Source organism: Deltaproteobacteria bacterium, assembly GCA_016875395.1.
In the GTDB taxonomy this organism is placed as follows: Bacteria; Myxococcota_A; UBA9160; order UBA9160; family UBA6930; genus VGRF01.
The window spans coordinates 33,187-51,168 of sequence record VGRF01000032.1 but is presented as its reverse complement, the minus strand read 5'-3'; the positions used below and the strand labels follow the sequence as shown (position 1 = coordinate 51,168).

The 17,982-nt window shown below is 70.8% G+C and carries 19 protein-coding genes; 7 read left to right on the top strand and 12 right to left on the bottom strand.

Translation table 11 applies throughout. The annotated features are described in order from the left end of the window. Positions 1-110: 110 nt before the first annotated feature. From FJ091_19135 to FJ091_19120, 4 genes are all read right to left on the bottom strand, one after another. A complete protein-coding gene (locus FJ091_19135) occupies positions 111-473 on the bottom strand; it encodes a hypothetical protein (protein ID MBM4385474.1) in 363 nt (120 codons plus the stop codon). After that, positions 470-1,756 (bottom strand): VCBS repeat-containing protein, encoded by a 1,287-nt coding sequence (locus FJ091_19130; GenBank protein ID MBM4385473.1) that lies wholly within the window; start codon positions 1,754-1,756, stop codon positions 470-472. Before FJ091_19130 ends, FJ091_19135 begins: the two co-directional genes overlap by 4 nt. 136 nt (positions 1,757-1,892) lie before the next feature. After that, a complete protein-coding gene (locus FJ091_19125) occupies positions 1,893-2,930 on the bottom strand; it encodes an NAD-dependent epimerase/dehydratase family protein (protein MBM4385472.1) in 1,038 nt (345 codons plus the stop codon). Further along, a complete protein-coding gene (locus tag FJ091_19120) occupies positions 2,927-4,123 on the bottom strand; it encodes a pyridoxal phosphate-dependent aminotransferase (GenBank protein MBM4385471.1) in 1,197 nt (398 codons plus the stop codon). Before FJ091_19120 ends, FJ091_19125 begins: the two co-directional genes overlap by 4 nt. Before the next feature lie 59 nt (positions 4,124-4,182). On the opposite strand from FJ091_19120, the gene FJ091_19115 reads away from it, so the two are divergent. Next, complete coding sequence (locus FJ091_19115) at positions 4,183-4,725, top strand: GNAT family N-acetyltransferase (protein MBM4385470.1); 543 nt, start codon at positions 4,183-4,185, stop codon at positions 4,723-4,725. Between the two features lies 1 nt (position 4,726). On the opposite strand, the gene FJ091_19110 is transcribed toward FJ091_19115, so the two are convergent. Both FJ091_19110 and FJ091_19105 read right to left on the bottom strand, forming a co-directional pair. After that, positions 4,727-5,182 carry a DUF4437 domain-containing protein gene (locus FJ091_19110; protein ID MBM4385469.1) on the bottom strand — a complete coding sequence of 152 codons (456 nt, stop codon included), beginning with the start codon at positions 5,180-5,182 and terminating at the stop codon, positions 4,727-4,729. A gap of 18 nt (positions 5,183-5,200) precedes the next feature. After that, on the bottom strand, positions 5,201-6,007 hold the full coding sequence (locus FJ091_19105; GenBank protein MBM4385468.1) for an SDR family NAD(P)-dependent oxidoreductase: 807 nt from the start codon (positions 6,005-6,007) through the stop codon (positions 5,201-5,203). Between the two features lie 100 nt (positions 6,008-6,107). Here FJ091_19105 and FJ091_19100 point away from each other — a divergent pair, with 100 nt between their 5' ends. From FJ091_19100 to FJ091_19090, 3 genes are read left to right on the top strand one after another with little or no spacing between them, the layout of a single operon-like run. After that, on the top strand, positions 6,108-7,175 hold the full coding sequence (locus tag FJ091_19100; GenBank protein MBM4385467.1) for an LLM class flavin-dependent oxidoreductase: 1,068 nt from the start codon (positions 6,108-6,110) through the stop codon (positions 7,173-7,175). 39 nt (positions 7,176-7,214) lie between these two features. Beyond that, a complete protein-coding gene (locus FJ091_19095) occupies positions 7,215-8,432 on the top strand; it encodes an amidohydrolase (protein ID MBM4385466.1) in 1,218 nt (405 codons plus the stop codon). 15 nt (positions 8,433-8,447) lie between these two features. Further along, entirely contained in the window at positions 8,448-8,972 is a 525-nt protein-coding gene (locus tag FJ091_19090; protein MBM4385465.1) for a GNAT family N-acetyltransferase, read from the top strand. On the opposite strand, the gene FJ091_19085 is transcribed toward FJ091_19090, so the two are convergent. After that, positions 8,969-9,343: a hypothetical protein gene (locus tag FJ091_19085; protein ID MBM4385464.1), complete on the bottom strand. Its 375-nt coding sequence runs from the start codon at positions 9,341-9,343 to the stop codon at positions 8,969-8,971. The two genes, FJ091_19090 and FJ091_19085, sit on opposite strands and share 4 nt — an antisense overlap. A gap of 18 nt (positions 9,344-9,361) precedes the next feature. Then, the gene (locus FJ091_19080) at positions 9,362-9,865 is read right to left on the bottom strand and encodes a hypothetical protein (GenBank protein MBM4385463.1); all 504 of its coding nucleotides are present in this window, start codon (positions 9,863-9,865) and stop codon (positions 9,362-9,364) included. Between the two features lie 60 nt (positions 9,866-9,925). On the opposite strand from FJ091_19080, the gene FJ091_19075 reads away from it, so the two are divergent. The 3 genes from FJ091_19075 to FJ091_19065 all read left to right on the top strand — a co-directional run bounded on the left by FJ091_19075 (position 9,926) and on the right by FJ091_19065 (position 12,081). After that, positions 9,926-10,384: a VOC family protein gene (locus tag FJ091_19075; protein ID MBM4385462.1), complete on the top strand. Its 459-nt coding sequence runs from the start codon at positions 9,926-9,928 to the stop codon at positions 10,382-10,384. Then, entirely contained in the window at positions 10,381-11,241 is an 861-nt protein-coding gene (locus FJ091_19070) for an SDR family NAD(P)-dependent oxidoreductase (protein MBM4385461.1), read from the top strand. Before FJ091_19075 ends, FJ091_19070 begins: the two co-directional genes overlap by 4 nt. A 186-nt stretch (positions 11,242-11,427) precedes the next feature. Further along, positions 11,428-12,081: a hypothetical protein gene (locus FJ091_19065; protein ID MBM4385460.1), complete on the top strand. Its 654-nt coding sequence runs from the start codon at positions 11,428-11,430 to the stop codon at positions 12,079-12,081. Position 12,082: 1 nt separating this feature from the next. On the opposite strand, the gene FJ091_19060 is transcribed toward FJ091_19065, so the two are convergent. From FJ091_19060 to FJ091_19045, 4 genes are all read right to left on the bottom strand, one after another. After that, on the bottom strand, positions 12,083-13,294 hold the full coding sequence (locus FJ091_19060; protein MBM4385459.1) for an aldo/keto reductase: 1,212 nt from the start codon (positions 13,292-13,294) through the stop codon (positions 12,083-12,085). Positions 13,295-13,364: 70 nt separating this feature from the next. Continuing rightward, positions 13,365-14,483, bottom strand: a complete 1,119-nt coding sequence (locus FJ091_19055; protein ID MBM4385458.1) for an acyl-CoA dehydrogenase family protein — start codon at positions 14,481-14,483, stop codon at positions 13,365-13,367. Positions 14,484-14,646: 163 nt separating this feature from the next. After that, on the bottom strand, positions 14,647-15,852 hold the full coding sequence (locus tag FJ091_19050; protein ID MBM4385457.1) for an acyl-CoA dehydrogenase family protein: 1,206 nt from the start codon (positions 15,850-15,852) through the stop codon (positions 14,647-14,649). 100 nt (positions 15,853-15,952) lie between these two features. After that, on the bottom strand, positions 15,953-17,953 hold the full coding sequence (locus tag FJ091_19045; GenBank protein ID MBM4385456.1) for a response regulator: 2,001 nt from the start codon (positions 17,951-17,953) through the stop codon (positions 15,953-15,955). Positions 17,954-17,982 lie beyond the last annotated feature (29 nt).

Below are 17,982 nucleotides of genomic sequence, written 5' to 3'. Positions count from 1 at the left end.
TGCAGGCCCTTGGTGAACGCGAAACGCGGCAGACCGAGATTCGTCCAGCTCATGCTCGCCCTCGTCGTGTGAGGCGCGAGTATGCACGCGTCAGTCCGCGCGCGACGAGCTCAGGGCGAGACTTGCGGCTTGCCGGGTGTGCCGAGGAGCCCGAGCAGGCGCTTCTCGTTGCTTTTCGTGCCTTCGAGGCCCGTCGGGCCGTAGGCGCTCACGACGACGAACACGGTATTCGCGTCGGGCACTTGCAGCGAGTAGCTGAACACGCCGTTCGAGGCCGTGGGCATGCCGACGTCGAGCGTGGTCTGGTAGGAGCCCGCGGCATTGCCCACGTACACCTTGAAGCCGGCCACGGTCGTCGGATCGGCGTGCTGCCAGCGCAGCAGCTCGCTGCGTGCGCTCGCGGCGGACGCAAGCGCAATCGTGAGTGCGAGTGCGGCGAGCCGCCGCGGCCACTTGTTACGGGCTGAGGTCATTCGAGCACCAAGAAGTACCAGCTCTTCGAGGCGGGTACTTCGTCGAGGGTGGCGGTTTGAGCGTCCCATTGGAAGTCGCCGTTCGCGTTGTCGCTGCCCGTGCTCTCGACGCTCGTCGCCGAGAAGCCGCTCTTGCGCACGAAGAGCAGCTCGGCGTGGCCGTCGTCGTCCACGTCCACGAGCCCGCGCCACTTCGTCTTCTTCTTCGCGATCAGCGCGATGCCTTGCGTGGGCGCGTTCATGCCGTCGACGAGCCAGACGTCCACGCGCCGCTTCTTGCCCGACTTCATCGACCAGGCGAGGTCGTCGTCGCCGTCGCCGTCCACGTCGCCCGCGCCCATCAGCAGCGCGCCGGCGCGCGGGCTCGGCAGGCTGAACACGGCGATCGGATCGGCGCCCATCATCTGCCAGGCTTCGAGCGTGTTGCCGCTCGCGGCGTGCCACACGAGATCGGGGAAGCCATCGCCATCGAGGTCCGCCACCGCGCCGAGTCGCGCCCCCGCCGGTGCGGGATCGACGGGAAGCACGGCGCTCTGCCCGCCCGCGTTCAGCGTCCACAGCACGCTGTCGCCGGTGTTGTCCGCGTGGAAGAGGATGTCCGCGAGGCCGTCATCCGAGAAGTCGCGGAGCGCCGCAACGCGGTGACTCGACGGCTGATTCGGGAGCGCGATCAGCGAGTGGTTCGAGCCGTTCATTCGCCAGATCTCGTTGTCGCCGGTGGTGGCGTTGCGCCAGAGCACGTCCGCCTGCCCGTCTCCGTCCACGTCGGCATAGCCGGCCGGTCGCAAGCCAGGGTCAGAAGGCGACCCGACGACCTGCCAAACCCGGGTGCCGTCGGACTTGACCAGCAGCGCCGAGAGCTCGCCCGTCGTCACGTTGTACGCGAGCGCATCGGATACGCCGTCGCCGTCGATGTCGCCCGCCGTGTTGCCACCGCCGCCGGGCGGAGGCGGCGGCGGAGCGGTGGAGACGAAGTTCACCTGATCCGAAGGCACGGACGGCGTGCCCATGCGTCCAGTCGAGTCGAAGGCGGCGATGCGCACGAGCACGCGGTCGCCGACCTGCCCCGACACGCGGGTCGAAGTGCCGGTGACGCGCGAGACCTCGACGTAGGCGCCGCCGTTGCGAGAGACCTGCACGGCGTAGCCAGCGACCGGGCCGGTGGCGGCGCTCCACGACGTCCCGAAGGAGCTGCCCGTGACATCGAGCCCCGCGCTCGCAGTGGCTGCGAACGTCGCCAGCAGCGCGAGCGCGCTCTTCGCGATGTGACTCCGCAGCTCCATCGGCACCTCCGAGTGCAGGTGCAGTTTCGGAACTGTTGGGACCACCCCCCGTGACGAGCCTCACCCGCCACGAGTTTTCCTTCGCGGCGAGGGAATTGAACGAGTGACTGCGTGTGTGACGCGCGTCGCATCCGAATCAGGCGCGCAGGGTCTGCGAGCCGCCTTCTGTGCGCCGTCTCACGCGCAGCGCCTCGAACGAGGCGAGCGTGTCTCGGTACGTCTCCGCGAGGGGCCGCAGCGAGACGCCGAGCTCCGCGAGGGCGCCGTCGTTCGGCAGGGGCCGCATGCGCGTCGCGTACTCCATCGCCTCGCGCGAGATCAGCGAAGCGATGGGCCGCACGCGCCGCGCGAGGTCGAGTGCGGAGCCCGCGCCCCGTAACAACCACGCAGGTGCGCGCAGGCGCGGCACCGCCCTTCCTAATAATGGCTCGAGCGCCGCGACCAACTCGTCCCAGCTGTGGAACTGGCCCCCGACCACGAAGCGCCCCGCCCGCTGCGTCTCCACGAGGCGCACGCAGAAGAGCGCGAGATCGCGCGCGTCGACCGAAGCCAGGCCGCCGCTCGTCGCGAGCGTGGTGTGCGTGAAGCCTCGGAACGCGCGCACGGCTTCACTCAGCGCGAGCGGCGCGCCGGGCTCGGCGAAGGCGAGGCCCGGATCGTCCGGCCCGATCAGTCCGCTCGGGTAGACGATCGCGAGCGGCGCGCCCGCGTCCTGGAGTGCGCGCGCGGCGCGCTCGGCCTCGCACTTGGCGAGCGCGTAGCCCGCTGTGCCCGCGCGCACCGCGCTCGCGGCGCTCGGATCGGGGCCCGGCAGCGACCAGATCGCGGTCAGGCTCGATACGTACACGGCGTGCGCGAGCCCGAGCTCGCGCGCGCCGCCGAGCACGCACGCCGTGCCCGCGACGTTCTCGCGCAGGAGACGCGTGGCGTCGCGCGGATCGAGCGACACGGCAGCGGCTGCGTGGACGACCGCGTCGCAGCCCGCGAGCGCGGCGCGCACTGCCGCGCGATCCGTCATGTCGCCCGCCGCGACCTCGACGCGCGCGCCCGCGAACAGGCGCTCGGCCTTCGCGGGCGTGCGCGCGAGCACGCGCACCTCGTGACCGCGCGCGAGGGCACAGCGCGCGATGTGAGAGCCCGCGAAGCCGGTCGCGCCCGTGACGAGCAGCTTCATCGCGCACCCGCGCGCGCGAGCGTCGCGGCGAGCGCGCGCGCGCCCGCGGCGAACTCCTCCTCGGGCGCGAGCAGACTCGCGACGAGGTGAGTGCACGACTCGTCGCCGCCGAGCTCGAACAGCGAGCCGGGATGGATCAGCACGTCGACCTCGAGCGCCGCGAGCGCGAGCGCCTCGTCGGCGCGGTCGCCCGCGACGCGCACGATCGCCGCCCATCCCGCTTCCGCGGGCAGGACGCAGGCGTTCGGCGCAGCGCGCAGCGCCTCGCACAGCGCGGCACGGTTCGCAGCGACCCGCGCGCCGATCGCGGCCCGAATCTCGTCGCGCCGCGCGAACAGTGCGGGAAGCATTCGCGCAACCAGGGGCGACACCGAGAGATAGGCGTCCGCAGCGAACTCGAGCTTCGCGAGCGCGGCCTCGCGCAGGCGCGGCGGTCCGTCCACCGCGATCCAGGCCACCTTCAGCTGCGCCACCCCCAGCACCTTCGACGCGCCCGACAGCACGCAGGTCAGCGCCTCGGGCTCCGCGCACGCGAGCGCGCTCGTCGGCGCCGGCGCCGAGTCCGCGAACACCTCGTCCGAGAGCAGCGCGAGCTCACGCTCTGCGCAGACTGCGCGCAAGCTCGCGAGATCAGCGGGCGCAACGAGCGAGCCCGTCGGGTTGTGCGGATGGATCGCCACGAGTGCGCGGCTGCGTGCGCTCAGCGTGCTCGCGAGGCCGTCGAGATCGAGCGGCCAGCGCGCTTCGCCCGCGCGCGGCGTGACGAGGCGGTAGCGCGCGGTGCGCAGCCCCTCGAGCTCGGCGAGATGCTCGAACAGCGGGTACCCAGGAGTGGGCAAGTGCACCGTGTCGCCTGGATCTGCGAGCACGCGAAACAGATGCGCGTAACCCTCGCTCGTGCCGGCCGTGAGCACGATCTGCTCCGCACCGATGCGCGCGCCCTGCCCGCGGTGGTACGCCGCGATCGCCTCGCGCGCCGCGAGATCGCCGCGCGGATCGGGCGCGTAGGCGCGCGTCTGCGGCTCGCGCGCGACACCCGCGAGTGCCTCCGCGAGCAGCGCGCCGGGCAGCGGGAGCGAGGCGGGGTTCGCGTTCGTGAGGTCGTAGAGCGTGCGGCCTTCTGCGCGCAGCGCGGCGGCGCGCGCGGCATGTGGGCTCAGCGTGAGGTCCCAGTCGGCGCGCGCGGCGAACATGCGCGCAACGTCGCGCGGCCCGCGCTGCGCCTCAAGCGTGTGTGCGAAGTTGTCGCGGTATGCCGCTGCCGCAGTTGTTGCGAACCGAGCGCCTCCTGCTGCTCCGCTGGCGCGCGAGCGATCGCGCGCCGTTCGCCGCGCTCGGCGCCGACCCGCGCGTGATGAAGCATCTCGGCACGCTCATGACCCGCGCCGAGAGCGACGCCCTCGCGGCTCGCATCGAGGCGCACTTCGCCTCGCACGATTTCGGCCTGTGGGCGCTCGAGGCGCCCGGCGACGTCGCGTTCGCGGGCTTCGTCGGCCTCGCGCACGCGCGCTTCCCGGCCGCGTTCAACCCGAGCGTCGAGATCGGCTGGCGCCTCGCGCCCGAGTACCAAGGCCGCGGCTATGCGAGCGAAGCCGCGCGCGAGGTGCTGCGCTTCGGCTTCGAGCAGCTCGGGCTCGGGGAGATCCTCGCGTTCACGACCGCGACGAACCTGGCCTCACAGCGGGTGATGGAGCGCATCGGCATGCAGCGCGATTGCGCGGGCGACTTCGAGCACCCCGCGCTGCCGGCGGGCGACGCGCTGCGAGCGCACGTGCTCTATCGAGCGCGGCCGTGACTCAGGGCTGAGCGGGCGTACTCGGCGCTGCGATCGCGTCGATGGGCGACTCGAACGCGATGAATAGCACGCATGCGTCCGCGCTCTTGCACGTTGCGAGGTGGGCCAAGCGCGCGGGTCCGTAGGCGTAGCTCCAGGCGCGCAGCGTGGCGGGCGCTTGGCCCTCGTACTCGACCTCGAGCTCGCCGGCGACGAGCACGATGTGCTCCGCCGAGGTGTGGATGTGCCGAGCCAACGTGATCCCGGGCTGAACGCGCAGGAAGACATCGGATCGTCCCGCCGCGGGATCGCCCTCCAAGACGCTGACATCACAGCCTTCGGGGAACACCGGCGGACAGGCGCCCCACTGCAGAGCCGCGTCGGTGTGATCGCGGACGAAGGCTTGGCGCGGAGCCTCTGCGAAGGCGGCGCCAGCGGCACCGAACAGTAGGAACGCCAGCAACGGCACGCGGGTCATCGAGATCTCCTCGGTTTGTTAGGACTCGAACGCCTGATCGATACGCTTGAAGCGGCGTTGAATGAACTCGCGCGCCTCGGCGTGGGGGAACAAGTAGAGCTGGTTGCGCTTGATGCCGTCGACGACGAGCTCGCCGACGCTCTCGACCGCGATCAGGCGCCCTGCCATCTGCGACTCGTCCACGTCGGGATAGTTCTGCTTCTCGGGGCCGCCGTAGTCGCGCTGCCGGTTGCGGCCCGAGGCATCGATGTTGGTCTTCACGCGCATCGGGCACAGCACCGATGCCCCGACGCCGTGCTCGCGCAGCTCGCGGTGCAGCACTTCCATGAGCGCGACGACACCGTACTTCGCGACGCAGTACGCGCCGAGCCCGACGTTCGGGACCATGCCGGCGAACGACGCGGTCGCGGCGATGTGGCCGCCCTCGCCCTGCTCCACGATGCGCTGCGCGAACGATTCGACGCCGTGGATCACGCCCCAGAGATCGACATCGATCACCCAGCGCCAGTCGTCGTGGGTCATGTTCGTGACGGGGCCGCTCACCGCGACGCCCGCGTTCAAGAACACGATGTGCACCGCGCCCATCTTCGAGAACGCGGCGTCGGCGAGCGCCTCCACGGATTTGCGCGAGGACACGTCGCACACGACGCCCTCGGCTGCGACGCCGAGCGCGCGGATCTTCTCCACCGAAGCAGTGAGCGCCTTCTCCTCGATGTCCGCGAGCACGATGCGCGTGCCCTCGCGCGCGAGCGCCTGCGCCGTCGCGAAGCCGATCCCGCTCGCGCCGCCCGTAATCACCGCCACCCGGTTGCGTAGCTGCTCCATGTCGCCTCCTCGCCCGCGAGCGTATGCCACTCGCGCCGCGATGCGCGGGTCTGCCCGGTGCTGCACCGCGGGGATTCGGGCCGCGATACGTTCGCGCCCCATGCGCGAAGGCCTGCTCGTTCTCGGCGATCACCTCCCGAACCCGCACACCGGGGTCAAGACGACCGCCGCGCAGCGGCATCGCCAGATCGTGGAGCTGGCAGTGCGCTGCGAGGCGCTGGGCTTCGACTCGGTGTGGCTCGGCGAGCACCACCTCTGCGACTACATCCTCTCGTCGCCGCCGGTCGTGCTCGCTGCGATCGCGGAGCGCACGACGCGCATGCGGCTGGGCACGGGGGTCACACTGCTCGGCTCGCTCGATCCCGTCCGCGCGGCGGAGGATTACGCCACGGTGGACGTGCTCTCGAACGGGCGCGTCGAGGTGGTCGCGGGCCGCGGCGTGCTGCGCCGCACGTACAGCGACTTCGGCTTCGATCCCGACCAGTCGCGCGAGCTCTACGACGAGAACGTCGCGCTGCTGCTGGCGGCGTGGACCGGCGAGCCCGCGCAGCTCGAGGCGAAGCACCGCCCCTCACTGCGCGACGTGACGGTGCATCCGCGCCCGGTGCAGCGTCCGCACCCGCCGCTCTGGATCGGCGGTGGTAGCTCGTTCGGTTCGATCGACCTCGCGGCGCGCCTCGGGCTGCCCCTCATGCTGCCGAGCGTGCTCGCACCGCCCGCCGCGTTCGCGCCGTACGTCGCGCGCTATCGCGAACAGTTCGTCGCGAACGGGCCGGGCCGCGAGAAGCCTGTGGTCGGCGCGTGCAGTCACGTGCACGTCGCACGCGATTCGCAGACGGCGCGTGCGCGCTGGCGCCCGTTTCACCTGCAGTACATCACCTGGGTGACGCAGGTGCTGATCCCGTGGGGCGGCGTGAACCTCGCGCAGCGTGAGCAGCGCTCCACGCCGCCGCCGACCGCGGCGCCCGACTACGACGCGCTGCTGCGCGGGCCCTCGGTCTGCGGCAGCCCCGCGGAGGTCGCCGATCGCATCGGCGAGATGCGCGACGCGCTCGGGCTCGACGTGCACATCGCGATGTTCGACCACGGCGGCATCGACGACGACACGCTCGCCGACGCGACCGAGTTGTTCGGGGTGAAGGTGATTCCCGAAGTGACGCGCGGCTGAACAACGCTACCAACGCGCGCATCTGCCGGAGGATCTCGCATGGCCCGCGTCGTGAAGCTCGGCATCAAGCGCCCCGTCACGCAGCCGCTGCTGCCCGACCCTGCGCCGCGCGAGGAGAAGTACACGCTAATCTCGGTGGACGATCACCTGATGGAGCCGCCGCACACCTTCGAGGGCCGGCTGCCCAACAAGTTCGCCGACCAGGCGCCGCAGGTGGTGGAGACCGAGGAAGGTCACGAGGTTTGGGTTTTCGAGGACACGCCCTACTTCCAGGTCGGCTTCATGTGCGTCGCGGGCCGCGCCAAGGAAGATCAGCGCTACGAGCCCGCGCGCTTCGACGAGATCCGTCCCGGCGCGTTCGACGCGAAAGCGCGCGTGAAGGACATGGACATCAACGGCGTGTACGCCTCGGTGAACTACCCGTCGGGTGTCACGGGCTTCGGCGGCACGCTCTTCGCGGAGGCGAAGGATCCCGCGCTCGGCCACGCTTGCATCGAGGCGTGGAACGACTGGATCCACGAGGAGTGGGCCACGCCCTTCCCCGCGCGCTTCATTCCGCTCGCGATCACGAACCTGCGCGACCCCGAGCGCGGCGCCGCCGAGATTCGGCGCAACGCGAAGCGCGGCTTCAAGGCCGTGACGATTCCGGAGCAGCCGCACAACCAGGGCCTGCCGTCGGTCTTCCAGCCGCACTGGGAGCCGATCGTGCGTGCGTGCGCCGAGACGGAGACGGTGCTCTCGCTGCACGTCGGCAGCTCTGGCTTCGGCAAGATGCCGCCCGGTGCGCCCATGCTCGAGCTCGGCGCGACGAAGTTCGGGCCGATGGCGATCGACACCTGCGCCGAGTGGCTGTGGAGCGGCTGGCCCGCGCGGTACCCCACGCTGAAGATCGCGATCGCCGAGTCCGGCATCGGCTGGGTCGCGATGCTCGCCGACCGCCTCGACAACATCATGGCGCGCTCGGGCTACGGCGCGGGCTGGCCCGACCGGCACAACACGCCCTCGCAGGTGTTACGGCGCAACTTCTGGTTCTGCATGATCGACGACCCCTCGACGATCTCGACGCTCGAGCACGTCGGCATCGACCACGTCGTGGCCGAGAGCGACTACCCGCACGGCGACGGCACCTGGCCGGACACGCAGGCCGTGATGGAGCGCATGCTCGGGAAGCTCCCGAAGGAATGGATCCGCAAGATCACCCACGAGAACGCGGCGAAGCTGTATCGGCACCCGCTGCCACACGTGTGCAAGCCGTGAGTCATTAGGGGCGCCGTGATCGAGACACGGCGCCTCCGCTTGCGCCCGTGGCGCGAGGACGATCGCGAGGCGCTGATCGCGCTGTGCGTCGATCCCGAAGTGATGTGGGACTACGGCGGCCCCATCTCCCGAGCGGCAGCCGAGCAGAAGCTCGCGCGCTACGTCGCGTCGTTCTCGGACCGCGGCTTTACGCGCTGGCTCGTGGAGTCGCCCGCGCGCGAGTTCCTCGGATACGTGGGCGTGCTCGAGCATGGCGCTGAGCACGCGCTCGGTGCGCACTTTGACATCGGTTGGCGGCTCGCACGCAAGGCTTGGGGTCACGGGTTCGCCAGCGAAGCGGCGGCCGCGTCGCTCGCGGATTTCTTCGCGCGCATCGGCGCGCGCGAGGTGCTCGCCTACACCGGTCCCGACAACGCGCGCTCGCAAGCCGTGATGGCGCGCCTCCACATGCGCCGCGACTCCGCTCGCGACTACATCACGCACGACGCGAAGCTGGGTGCAGTGCCGAGCCTCGTGTGGGTCGCTGTCGCGCCGCGTTAGCTCGTCCGCACGCTCCCGTCGTCCTTCGCCGCCTGCTGCTGCGCGCGCCGCCGCTCGCCCGCGCGCTTCAGCGCTTCGATTCGCTCCGCGTCGACGCGCGCGTAGCGCTGCTTCCACGCCTCGTCCTCGCTCCAGCGCAGCGGCGTCTGCACCGTCGTGCGCGGGAGGCGCGCGCTCTCGAGCAGATCGAGCGCGTAGCCGACGATCGTGCGCTGCATCGCCGCGTCGTAAGGGCGGCCGCACGGGCTGCCGAGCGGGAAGTCGCTAAACAGGAAGCGCGCGACGCCGCACTCTTCCACGATGTCGTGCGCGCTGCCGATCACCACGGTGGGGATGCCGTTCGCTTCGAGGTGGCGGCTGACCAGACTCACGGTCTGGTGGCAGACGGGTCAAAGCGGCACGAGGAGCGCGACGTCGACCGCGTCTTCGCGGCAGCGCTTCAGCACCTCCGGTGCGTCCTGCTCGATCGTGCGCCGCTGTGAGTAGTCGGTGGGCACGCCGTGGAAGCGCGGCGCGAGCGCGCCGATTCGTCCCGCAGCGACGTACTCGGCGAGGCGCCGCAGCGGAACGTACGACTCCACGTCGCGCGTGTGCGTCGCCTCCTTGTCCCAGGCGAGATCGTCCGTGAACAGGCGCTCCGGCGGGGTTGCGGTCGCGCCCGACCACACCTGCTTGCCGCCGCGCAGCACGCCGTCGACGGGCTTCCACTCGCGCCACGGGCTCGCGGTCGTAACAACCGCGACGCGGCTTTCGGCGAGCGGCTTCGCGAGGCGCGCGAACGGCGCGTCGACGTTGCGCGCCCACACGTACGGCTTCGCATAGCCCTGCGCGGCGTAGAACTCGCGCGTGCGATCGATGTAGCTGACGAAACTGCGGTGCGTGATCCCGGCCATTCCGCTCTCCCGATGCGCGGAGGCTATCGCGCCCGCATCATGCGCTGCAGAGGAGACTCCATGCGCATTCACCACACCGCGATCTCGACGCCGAACCTCGACCGCCTCGTCGACTTCTACGAGCGCGTCTTCCACTTCAAGCGCGTCCACGGCATGGGCTGGCCGCGCGGCGTGAAGTCGATCAACGCCGTGCTCGGGCTCCCGGACTCTGCGGCCCGCGCGGCGATGCTGCGCAGCGGCGACTCGATGCTGGAGCTGTTCGAGTTCGCGCAGCCGGCGCCGACGCCGCAGAACCAGAACCGGCCCGTCAGCGATCACGGCTATACGCACATCTGCCTGCTCGTGGACGACGTGGACCAGGAGCAAGCCCGCTGCGAGGCGCTCGGCATGAAGTTCCACTGCCCCGCGCAGAAGACGGACGAGCTGTGGTTCGCGTACGGCCGCGATCCCGACGGCAACGTGATCGAGCTGCTGAAGGTGCTGAAGCCCGAGCACCCGATGGCGATTCGCGCGCAGTGAGCGTCGTCCTCGTCACCGGCGCGAGCACCGGCATCGGTCGCGCCGCGGCGCTCGCGCTCGCGCGCCGCGGGCATCGCGTGGTGGCGACGATGCGCGCCTTCGCGCGCGGTGAACAGCTGCGCGAGAGCGCGCAGCGCGAGTCGCTGCCGGTCTCGCTCGCGCAGCTCGATGTGACCGACGACGCGTCGGTCGCGCGCGCGATTGCCGACGCGATCGCGGCGCACGGCCGCATCGATGCGCTCGTCGCGAACGCGGGCTTCCACGCGGGTGCGGCGTTCGAGGAGACGCCGCTCGCGACGTTCCGCGCGCTCTACGAGACGAACGTGCTCGGCATCGTGCGCTGCGCGCAGGCCGTGCTGCCGCATTTTCGCGCGCGCGGCAGCGGCGCGGTCGTTGCGGTGACGTCCCAATCGGGGCGCATCGTGCACCCCACGAACGCGGCCTACTCGGCCTCCAAGTTCGCAGCGGAAGCCGCGCTCGAAGCGCTCGCCCTCGAGCTGGCGCCGCTCGGGATTCGCGTCGCGATCGTGGAGCCCGGACTCACGTTCACCGCGGCGCAGGAAAAGTCGACGCCGTGGCCGCGCGGCACGAGTTATCAGGGGCTGTATGCGCGCACTGGCGCCGTCTTCACTCGCGATGCCGAGGTGGGCTCGAGCGCGGAGCTCGTGGGCGAAGTGGTGGCCGACGCCGTGGAGTCGCGCGAGGCGCGGCTGCGTTGGCCAGTCGGCCGCGACGCCGCGCGCAATCTCGCGGGACGAGCCGCACTCTCGGACGACGAGTGGGTGCGGCTGCATGCGGAGCCTGACGCCGAGCGCTTCCTCGCGCGCTGGCGAACGGTGATGGGTGACCGCGACTAGCGCGCGATACGCAACGCAGTAGCCGAGCGCCAGCCAGCATTCCTGGAGCGCGCAGCCCCCGCGCATGCGCGCTGCGCGCAACTCACACACGGCCTTCGGCGCGCTCCCTCACATCGCGCCGCGACGCCCCCACCGATGTCTTGGCCATGCCGCACACGATGTGCGGCGCACCGCCAGGAGGGCGTCATGCGACGCATCGCTCGCTTCGTCTCCGTGCTCGCACTCGCGAGCGCACTGCTCGCACCGGCCAGGAGCGGCGCGCTGACGCTGCAAGATCTGAACGCCGGCGCGAGCTTCACCACGACCGGGGGAGAGCTCACGTTCGAGTTCGCCGCGGGCAGCATCGGATTGTCGGGCACGCTGCCCGTCGATCTCTCGCAGTACACCGTCGTGCCCACCGCGACGGGCTTCATCGTAAGCGGGCCGCTCGCAGTGATCGGGCCCGCTGCGTTCGGCGGCGTGTCGCTCGCTTATCAGGTCAGTGCGGGCGCGGGACTCGCGCTGAACGCGGCGACGCTGCAGACGAGTGGGATCGCATTCGGTCCAGGCGCCATCGCGATCGCAACGACCGGCATGTCGAACGGCGCGAACCTCGGGGTGCTGCTCACTCAGGCGGGGGGCACGGGCTCGAACGCGAACGCAAGCTTCGTCGCGACGCAGTTGCTGAGCACACTCGCCGGGCTGCAGCTGTTCGGGATGACGCCGGGCGACGTCGCGGGCTTCGGCTCGGTCCAGCACGGCTTCAGCTGGGTCGCTCTGCCCGAGCCGGGCGTGATGTTGTTACTGGCTGCGGGCCTCGGCGGACTCGCGCTGTTCGCGCGGCGCCTGCGCGCCGCGTAGCTCAGGAGATCCGCGCCGCGCGCTGCACGAGCACGTCGATCGCGACGCCGTGGGGGCACGCGCTCGCGCACGGCGTGCCGTCGCAGCCGAGGCACGCGCCGAGGTTCCCCGCCTCGGCGCGTGCTTCGCTCGCGAGCTCGGGCGCGCCGTAGTCCTCGGCGTACATGCGTAGCCGCAGTGCGTCGGGGATCGAGACGCCGAGCGGGCACGCACTCGCGCAGTCGCTGCAGCCGTACCGGCACTGCGTGGTCTCGCTGCGCTTCGCGTAGCGCCGTAACAACGCGGCGTCTTCAGCGTGAAGCGCCGTGAACCCCGAAGCTCCGAGAAACTCGTCGAGCTGCGCCGTGCTGCTCATCGTGACCACGAGCGCATCGGCGAGCCCGCTCGCGAGCACCCAGCGGAAGGCGGCCTGCGCGAAGGTGGCGCCGCCGCGCTCGTACGGGCGCATGTCGTTGAGGCGTGCCCCGCGCAGCGTCTTCATCGCGACGACGCCGATGCCGCTCGCCTTCGCCTTCTTCAGCACGCGCGGCAGCTCGGGCTGCGTCGCGATGAAGTCGAAGCTGCCCGTGAAGCGCTCGTAGAACGCGGGGTCTTGCCCGAAGTTGAACGCGACGAGCAGGACGTCGACGAGCTTCTCCGCCACTGCGAGGTCGAGGCACTCGACGAGGTTCCCGCCGTGGCCCGAGATGCCGGTGAAGCGGATCTTGCCCGCCTGCTTCGCGCGAGACGCGAACTCGAACCACTCCTCGTTGCGCAGCCGATCCGTGCCGTTCACGGCGTGGTTGAAGAAGACCTCGACGCGATCCGTGCGCAGCCGCGCGAGGCTCGCATCGAGCGACGCCATCAGCTCCGCGCGCGACGTGTGCGCGCCGCCGTGAGTCTTCGTCGCGAGCACCACCTCGTCGCGCCGCCCCGCGAGCGCGCGGCCGAGCGTCGACTCGGACTCGCTGCCTGCGTAGCTCTCCGCCGTGTCGTAGTAGGTGATGCCGCGCGCGAGCGCGTGCTGCACGAGCGCAACGTCGCCCGAGAGGCGCGAGGCGCCGAAGCCGATGTCAGGGATCAGGAGCCCCGTTCGCCCTAGCGGGACTTTGCGACGCACCTGCGGCGCGAGCGGCGGCTGCGCTGCGCCCGCCGCGTCGACGCCGAGCGTCGCGACGAGAGGGACTGCACCGAGTGCGGCGCTGCGGAAGAGGAATTCGCGGCGGTCGTACATGCAGGCGGCCTCCTCGATGGAGGCACTCTGACCCGCGTGGGCGCGCGCTGCAAACCAAGGCGCCCTCCGACTACAACCCGACGTGCTTCGCCAGCTCCTCGCGGTGATGCGCGGCATCGCCGAACAGGAGCTCGCTCGCCTTCGCGCGCTTGAAGTAGAGATGCGGCGCGGCTTCCCACGTGAAGCCCATGCCGCCGTGGATCTGGATGTTGTCGGCGGCAGCGCGGAAGTACACCTCGCTGCAGTAGGCCTTCGCGAGCGCGGCGGCCTCCACGAAGTCGGGCTCGTTCGAGGCGTAGCTGAAGAGCGCGTTGTAAGCGGCGCTCTTCGCCATCTCCACGTTCACGAGCATCTCGGCGAGCTTGTGCTTGATGCCCTGGTAGCTGCCGATCGGGCGGCCGAATTGGAGACGCGTCTTCGCGTATTCCGTGCCCATGTCGAGGACCTTCTGCGCGCCGCCCACCTGCTCCGCCGCGAGCGCCGAGCACACCAGCGCGAGCACGCGCCCCAAGTTCGCGGTCTGGTCGCCGCTCGAGATGCGCGTCGCCGGCGTGTTCGCGAACGACACGCGCGCGAGCTTGCGCGTGAGGTCGAGCGGCGGGATCGCGCTGCGCGTCACGCCCGCGGAGTTCGCGTCGACACGCAGCAGCTCGAGCCCCGCGTCGGTGCGCGCCACCACGAGCAGCACGTTCGCGACGTGGCCGTCGAGCACGAGCGTCTTCTCGCCCGTGAGCGTCACGGTCGCGCCCGAGCCGCTGGCCCGCAGCGTGACGCCGGCGAGGTCCCAGCGCCCGTTCGGCTCGGCGTGCGCCACCGACGCGATGCACGCGCCCGACGCGATCTTCGGCAGCAGCTCCTTTTGCGCCACCTCGTTCGCGCAGGTGAGCAGCGCGCTCGCCGCGAACACCGACGTGCCGAGATACGGCGCGCACAGGAGCGAGCGCCCTATCTCTTCCATCGCGATCAGCAGCTCGACCGCGCCGAAGCCGGCGCCGCCGTGCTGCTCGGGAATGATCAGCCCCACGAGGCCGAGCTCTTCCGCGAGCTGTTTCCAGACCTCAGGGTCGTAGCCCCGCTCGCTCGTCATCGTCGCGCGCACGGCCTTCTCGTCCGAACGCTTGTCGAGAAACGCGCGCACCGTCTTGCGCAGCTCTTGGTGCTCGTCGGTGAAAACGAAATCCGCAGGCATGACAACGTCCTTTTCGAACTCCGCTCGGCTTCGCCTCGCTGCGCGCGGCCTGCACGGCTTCGCCGTGCTGGACCGCTTGCGCTTCACGAGCCGCGTTCGGTCGCGGCGGAGTGGTTTGCTCTTTCAGTGAGGTTTGAGGTTCGCGTGGGAAGCTCCGCGCTCGTCACGAGCGCGGGATGTCCTTCCACGGCACGTCCTTGTCGACGCGCGGGTCGCCCGGCAGGCCCAGCACGCGCTCGCCGAGGATGTTTTTCATGATCTCGCTCGTGCCGCCTTCGATCGAGTTCGCGCGCGAGCGCAGGAACATGTACTTCGCGGCGGACTCGAGCGAGCGCGACTCGAAGCCGCTCTGGCGCAGCTGGTAGCCGGCCTCGAACGCGAGCGCGTCCTGGCCGAGCACGTCCATCGCGAGCTCCCACATGTGCTTGTTGATGTCGGCCTGCGCGAGCTTCATCACCGAGCCCTCCGGGCCCGGGTTGCCCTGCTTCTGCGCCGCGCGCGCGCGCTGCGAGGTGATCCGTAACAACTCGTTGTCCATGTACGAGCGCGTCACGCGATCGCGCAGCATCGCCTCCTGCGCCGGCGAGAGCGCGCCGGCCTTGCGGTCCTTCCACAGCTTCACGAGCTGCGCCGAGCCCGCGCCTTTGCGCTTGGCGCCGCCGCCGCCGATCGCGACGCGCTCGTTCATCAGCGTCGTGATCGCGACGCGCCAGCCCTGGCCTTCCTTGCCGAGCATGTTCTCGTGCGGGATGCGCACGTTGTCGAAGAACACTTCGTTGAACTCGGCCTCGGCGGTGATCTGGTAGAGCGGGCGCACCGTCACCCCGGGGGTCTTCATGTCGAGGATGAAGTACGAGAGGCCGTCGTGCTTCGGCACGTCGGGGTTCGTGCGCACGACGAGCATGCCCCAGCTCGAGAGGTGCGCGACCGAGGTCCACACCTTCTGGCCGTTCACGACCCAGTGGTCGCCGTCGCTAACCGCGCGCGACGCGAGGCCCGCGACGTCCGAGCCCGCGCTCGGCTCGCTGAACATCTGACACCAGATGTCCTCGCCCGAGAAGATGCGCGGCAGGTGGTACTTCTTCTGCTTCTCGCTCCCGTAGGTGAGCACCGTCGGCATGCCCATGCCGATGCCGATCGTTCCCGCCGGCGGGTCGTGGTGCACGACCTTGGAGTGCTTCTGGATCTCGTCGAGCACCGTGAGCTGTTGCTTCGGGCTGATGCCGAGGCCGCCGTGGCCCTCGGGGAAGTGAACCAGCGCGAGGCCGTGCTCGAACTGCTTGCGCCGGAACGTGATCGAGTCGGTGCGCTCGGGATGCGCTTCCGCGAGCAGCTTGCGCACGCGCGCACGCAGCTCGGCTTCGTCCATCTCGCGTAGATCGGCCATCGGCGGCTCCTTCGGAAAAGACGCCGATTCTACGCGGGTGCGCGCCGAATTTCGCGGGCCGTGCCGGGGAATCTGGCCCTGCTCAGCGCCCGCCCAGCTGATCGCGCACGGCCGCGAGCAGCTCGGCCGCGCGGAAGGGTTTGCGCAGCAGCTCCGTGCGCGACGGCAGCTCCGCGAGCTCGCCCGGGTGCCCCGAGAGCAACACGGCCCGCAGCGCGGGGCGCTTCTCGCGGAGCGCCTTCACCAACTCGATCCCGTTCATGCTCGGCATCACGACATCCGAGACCACGAGGTCGATTGCACCCGCGCCGCCGAGCGCGAGCGCCTCGATGCCATCCGCCGCGAGCGTGACGCTGTAGCCGGCCTCGACCAGCGTCGCGTTCACGATGGCGCGCACGTCCGGCCGATCTTCCGCGACGAGGATTCGCTCGCCGCGTCCATTCCCGAGTGATTCCTGCGGCGAGGGCACGATGCTGACGGCGCGCGCGGCGAGCGGAAAATCGAGCGTGAAGCGCGTGCCGGCGCCCGGCTCCGAAGTGACGTGAATCTCGCCGCCGAGGCTCGTCACCACGGAGTAGACCACGAAGAGCCCGAGGCCCGCGCCGAAGCCCGGCGGCTTCGTCGTGAAGAACGGCTCGAAGATGCGTTCGCGCGTGGCCGGGTCGATGCCCGCGCCGTTGTCGTGCACCACCAACGTGACGCGCTCACCGCGCGCCACGGTGGCGATGCGCAGCGTTCCGCCCGCGCGCATCGCATCGCGCGCGTTGGCCGCGAGGTTCACGAGCACTTGCTCGAGCTCGCCGGGGTTGGCGCGAATCGGCGCCGTGCTGGGGCTCAGCTCGAGGAGCAAGCTGCAGCTCTCACCGACGAGCGTGCGCAGCATGCGCTCGTTGTCGCGCACGATCGCGTTCACGTCGATCGACGCGCGCGCTCCTTGCGCGGGCCGGGCGAGCGAGACGAGGCGGCGGGTAATCGCCGCGCTCTGGTCCGTGGCGCGCAGGATTTCCGCAACCGCCGCCTCCGCGGCTGGCTCGCCCCGTGCGCGCTCCGCCAAGGCCTCCGCGTAGCCGGAGATCACCATCAGCGAGTTGTTCACGTCGTGCGCCATCCCGCTCGCGAGCTGCCCGACCGCCTGCATCTTCTGGGAGTGGCGCAGCTGCTCCTCGAGCTCGACGCGCTGGGTGACGTCCCGCGCCACCACCAGAGTTCGCGTCTGGCCGTCCACGACCACGCGCGTGAGCGAGGCCTCGAACCACATCACCGCGCCGCGGGAGGCGAGCCAGCGCAGCGGGCCCACGCGCACGGAGGACTGCCCTGCGAGCTGCGCCACGGCCGCGACCAGCGCCGCCCGATCATCGCGGTGGATACGGCGGAACGCCGCGACGCCGATCCGGTCGGCGGGCAAGCCCTCGGCCCGCCCCGTGCTGTAGAGGATCCGCCCTTGCCCATCGAGCTCCGCGATCAGGTCGGGGCCGTAGTCCGCGATCGCGCGGTAGCGCCGCTCGCTATCCGCGCCGTCGCGCTGCGTGGCGTTGCGCAGCGTCTCGTAGGCGGCGACCAGCGCAGCCATCGCGAGCACGAACACCACCGCGCCGCGCATCGCGGACGAGATCGCGATCTCGGGGTCGATCGCGATCGGCGGCGCAATGCCGGCCGAGCGCGCGCCATAACAAGCAGCCGCGACGGCGATCGTCGCGAGCGCGAAGCCGACCGCGTGGCGCACCCCGAGCGTCGCGCCCGCGAGCGCTGACGCGAAGATCAGGTAGTAGAGCGACGAGACGAGCACGCCTCCGGTCAGCGCGGCCACCGAAAATGCCGCGATCCAGATCACCCCCGAAAGCGACACAGCGGCGAGGCGCCAGCGCCCGCTGCTGCGCACGATCAGCGGAGGGCCGCACATCGCCAGCGCCGTCACGCTGCACACGGCGGCCGACTGCCAGATCCCCCAAGCGGCCTGCATGGCCGCGATCACGAGCGCGATCGCCGCCGCGATCCCCGAGGCTGCGACGACGAGGAGCGCGCGCCGCATCTCGTCGCGATCGCGAATCGAGGGGTGGAGGAACCAGTGGAGGGTCGCGCGCATGGGGCGACTCTAGTCCAAGCGTGATTGCG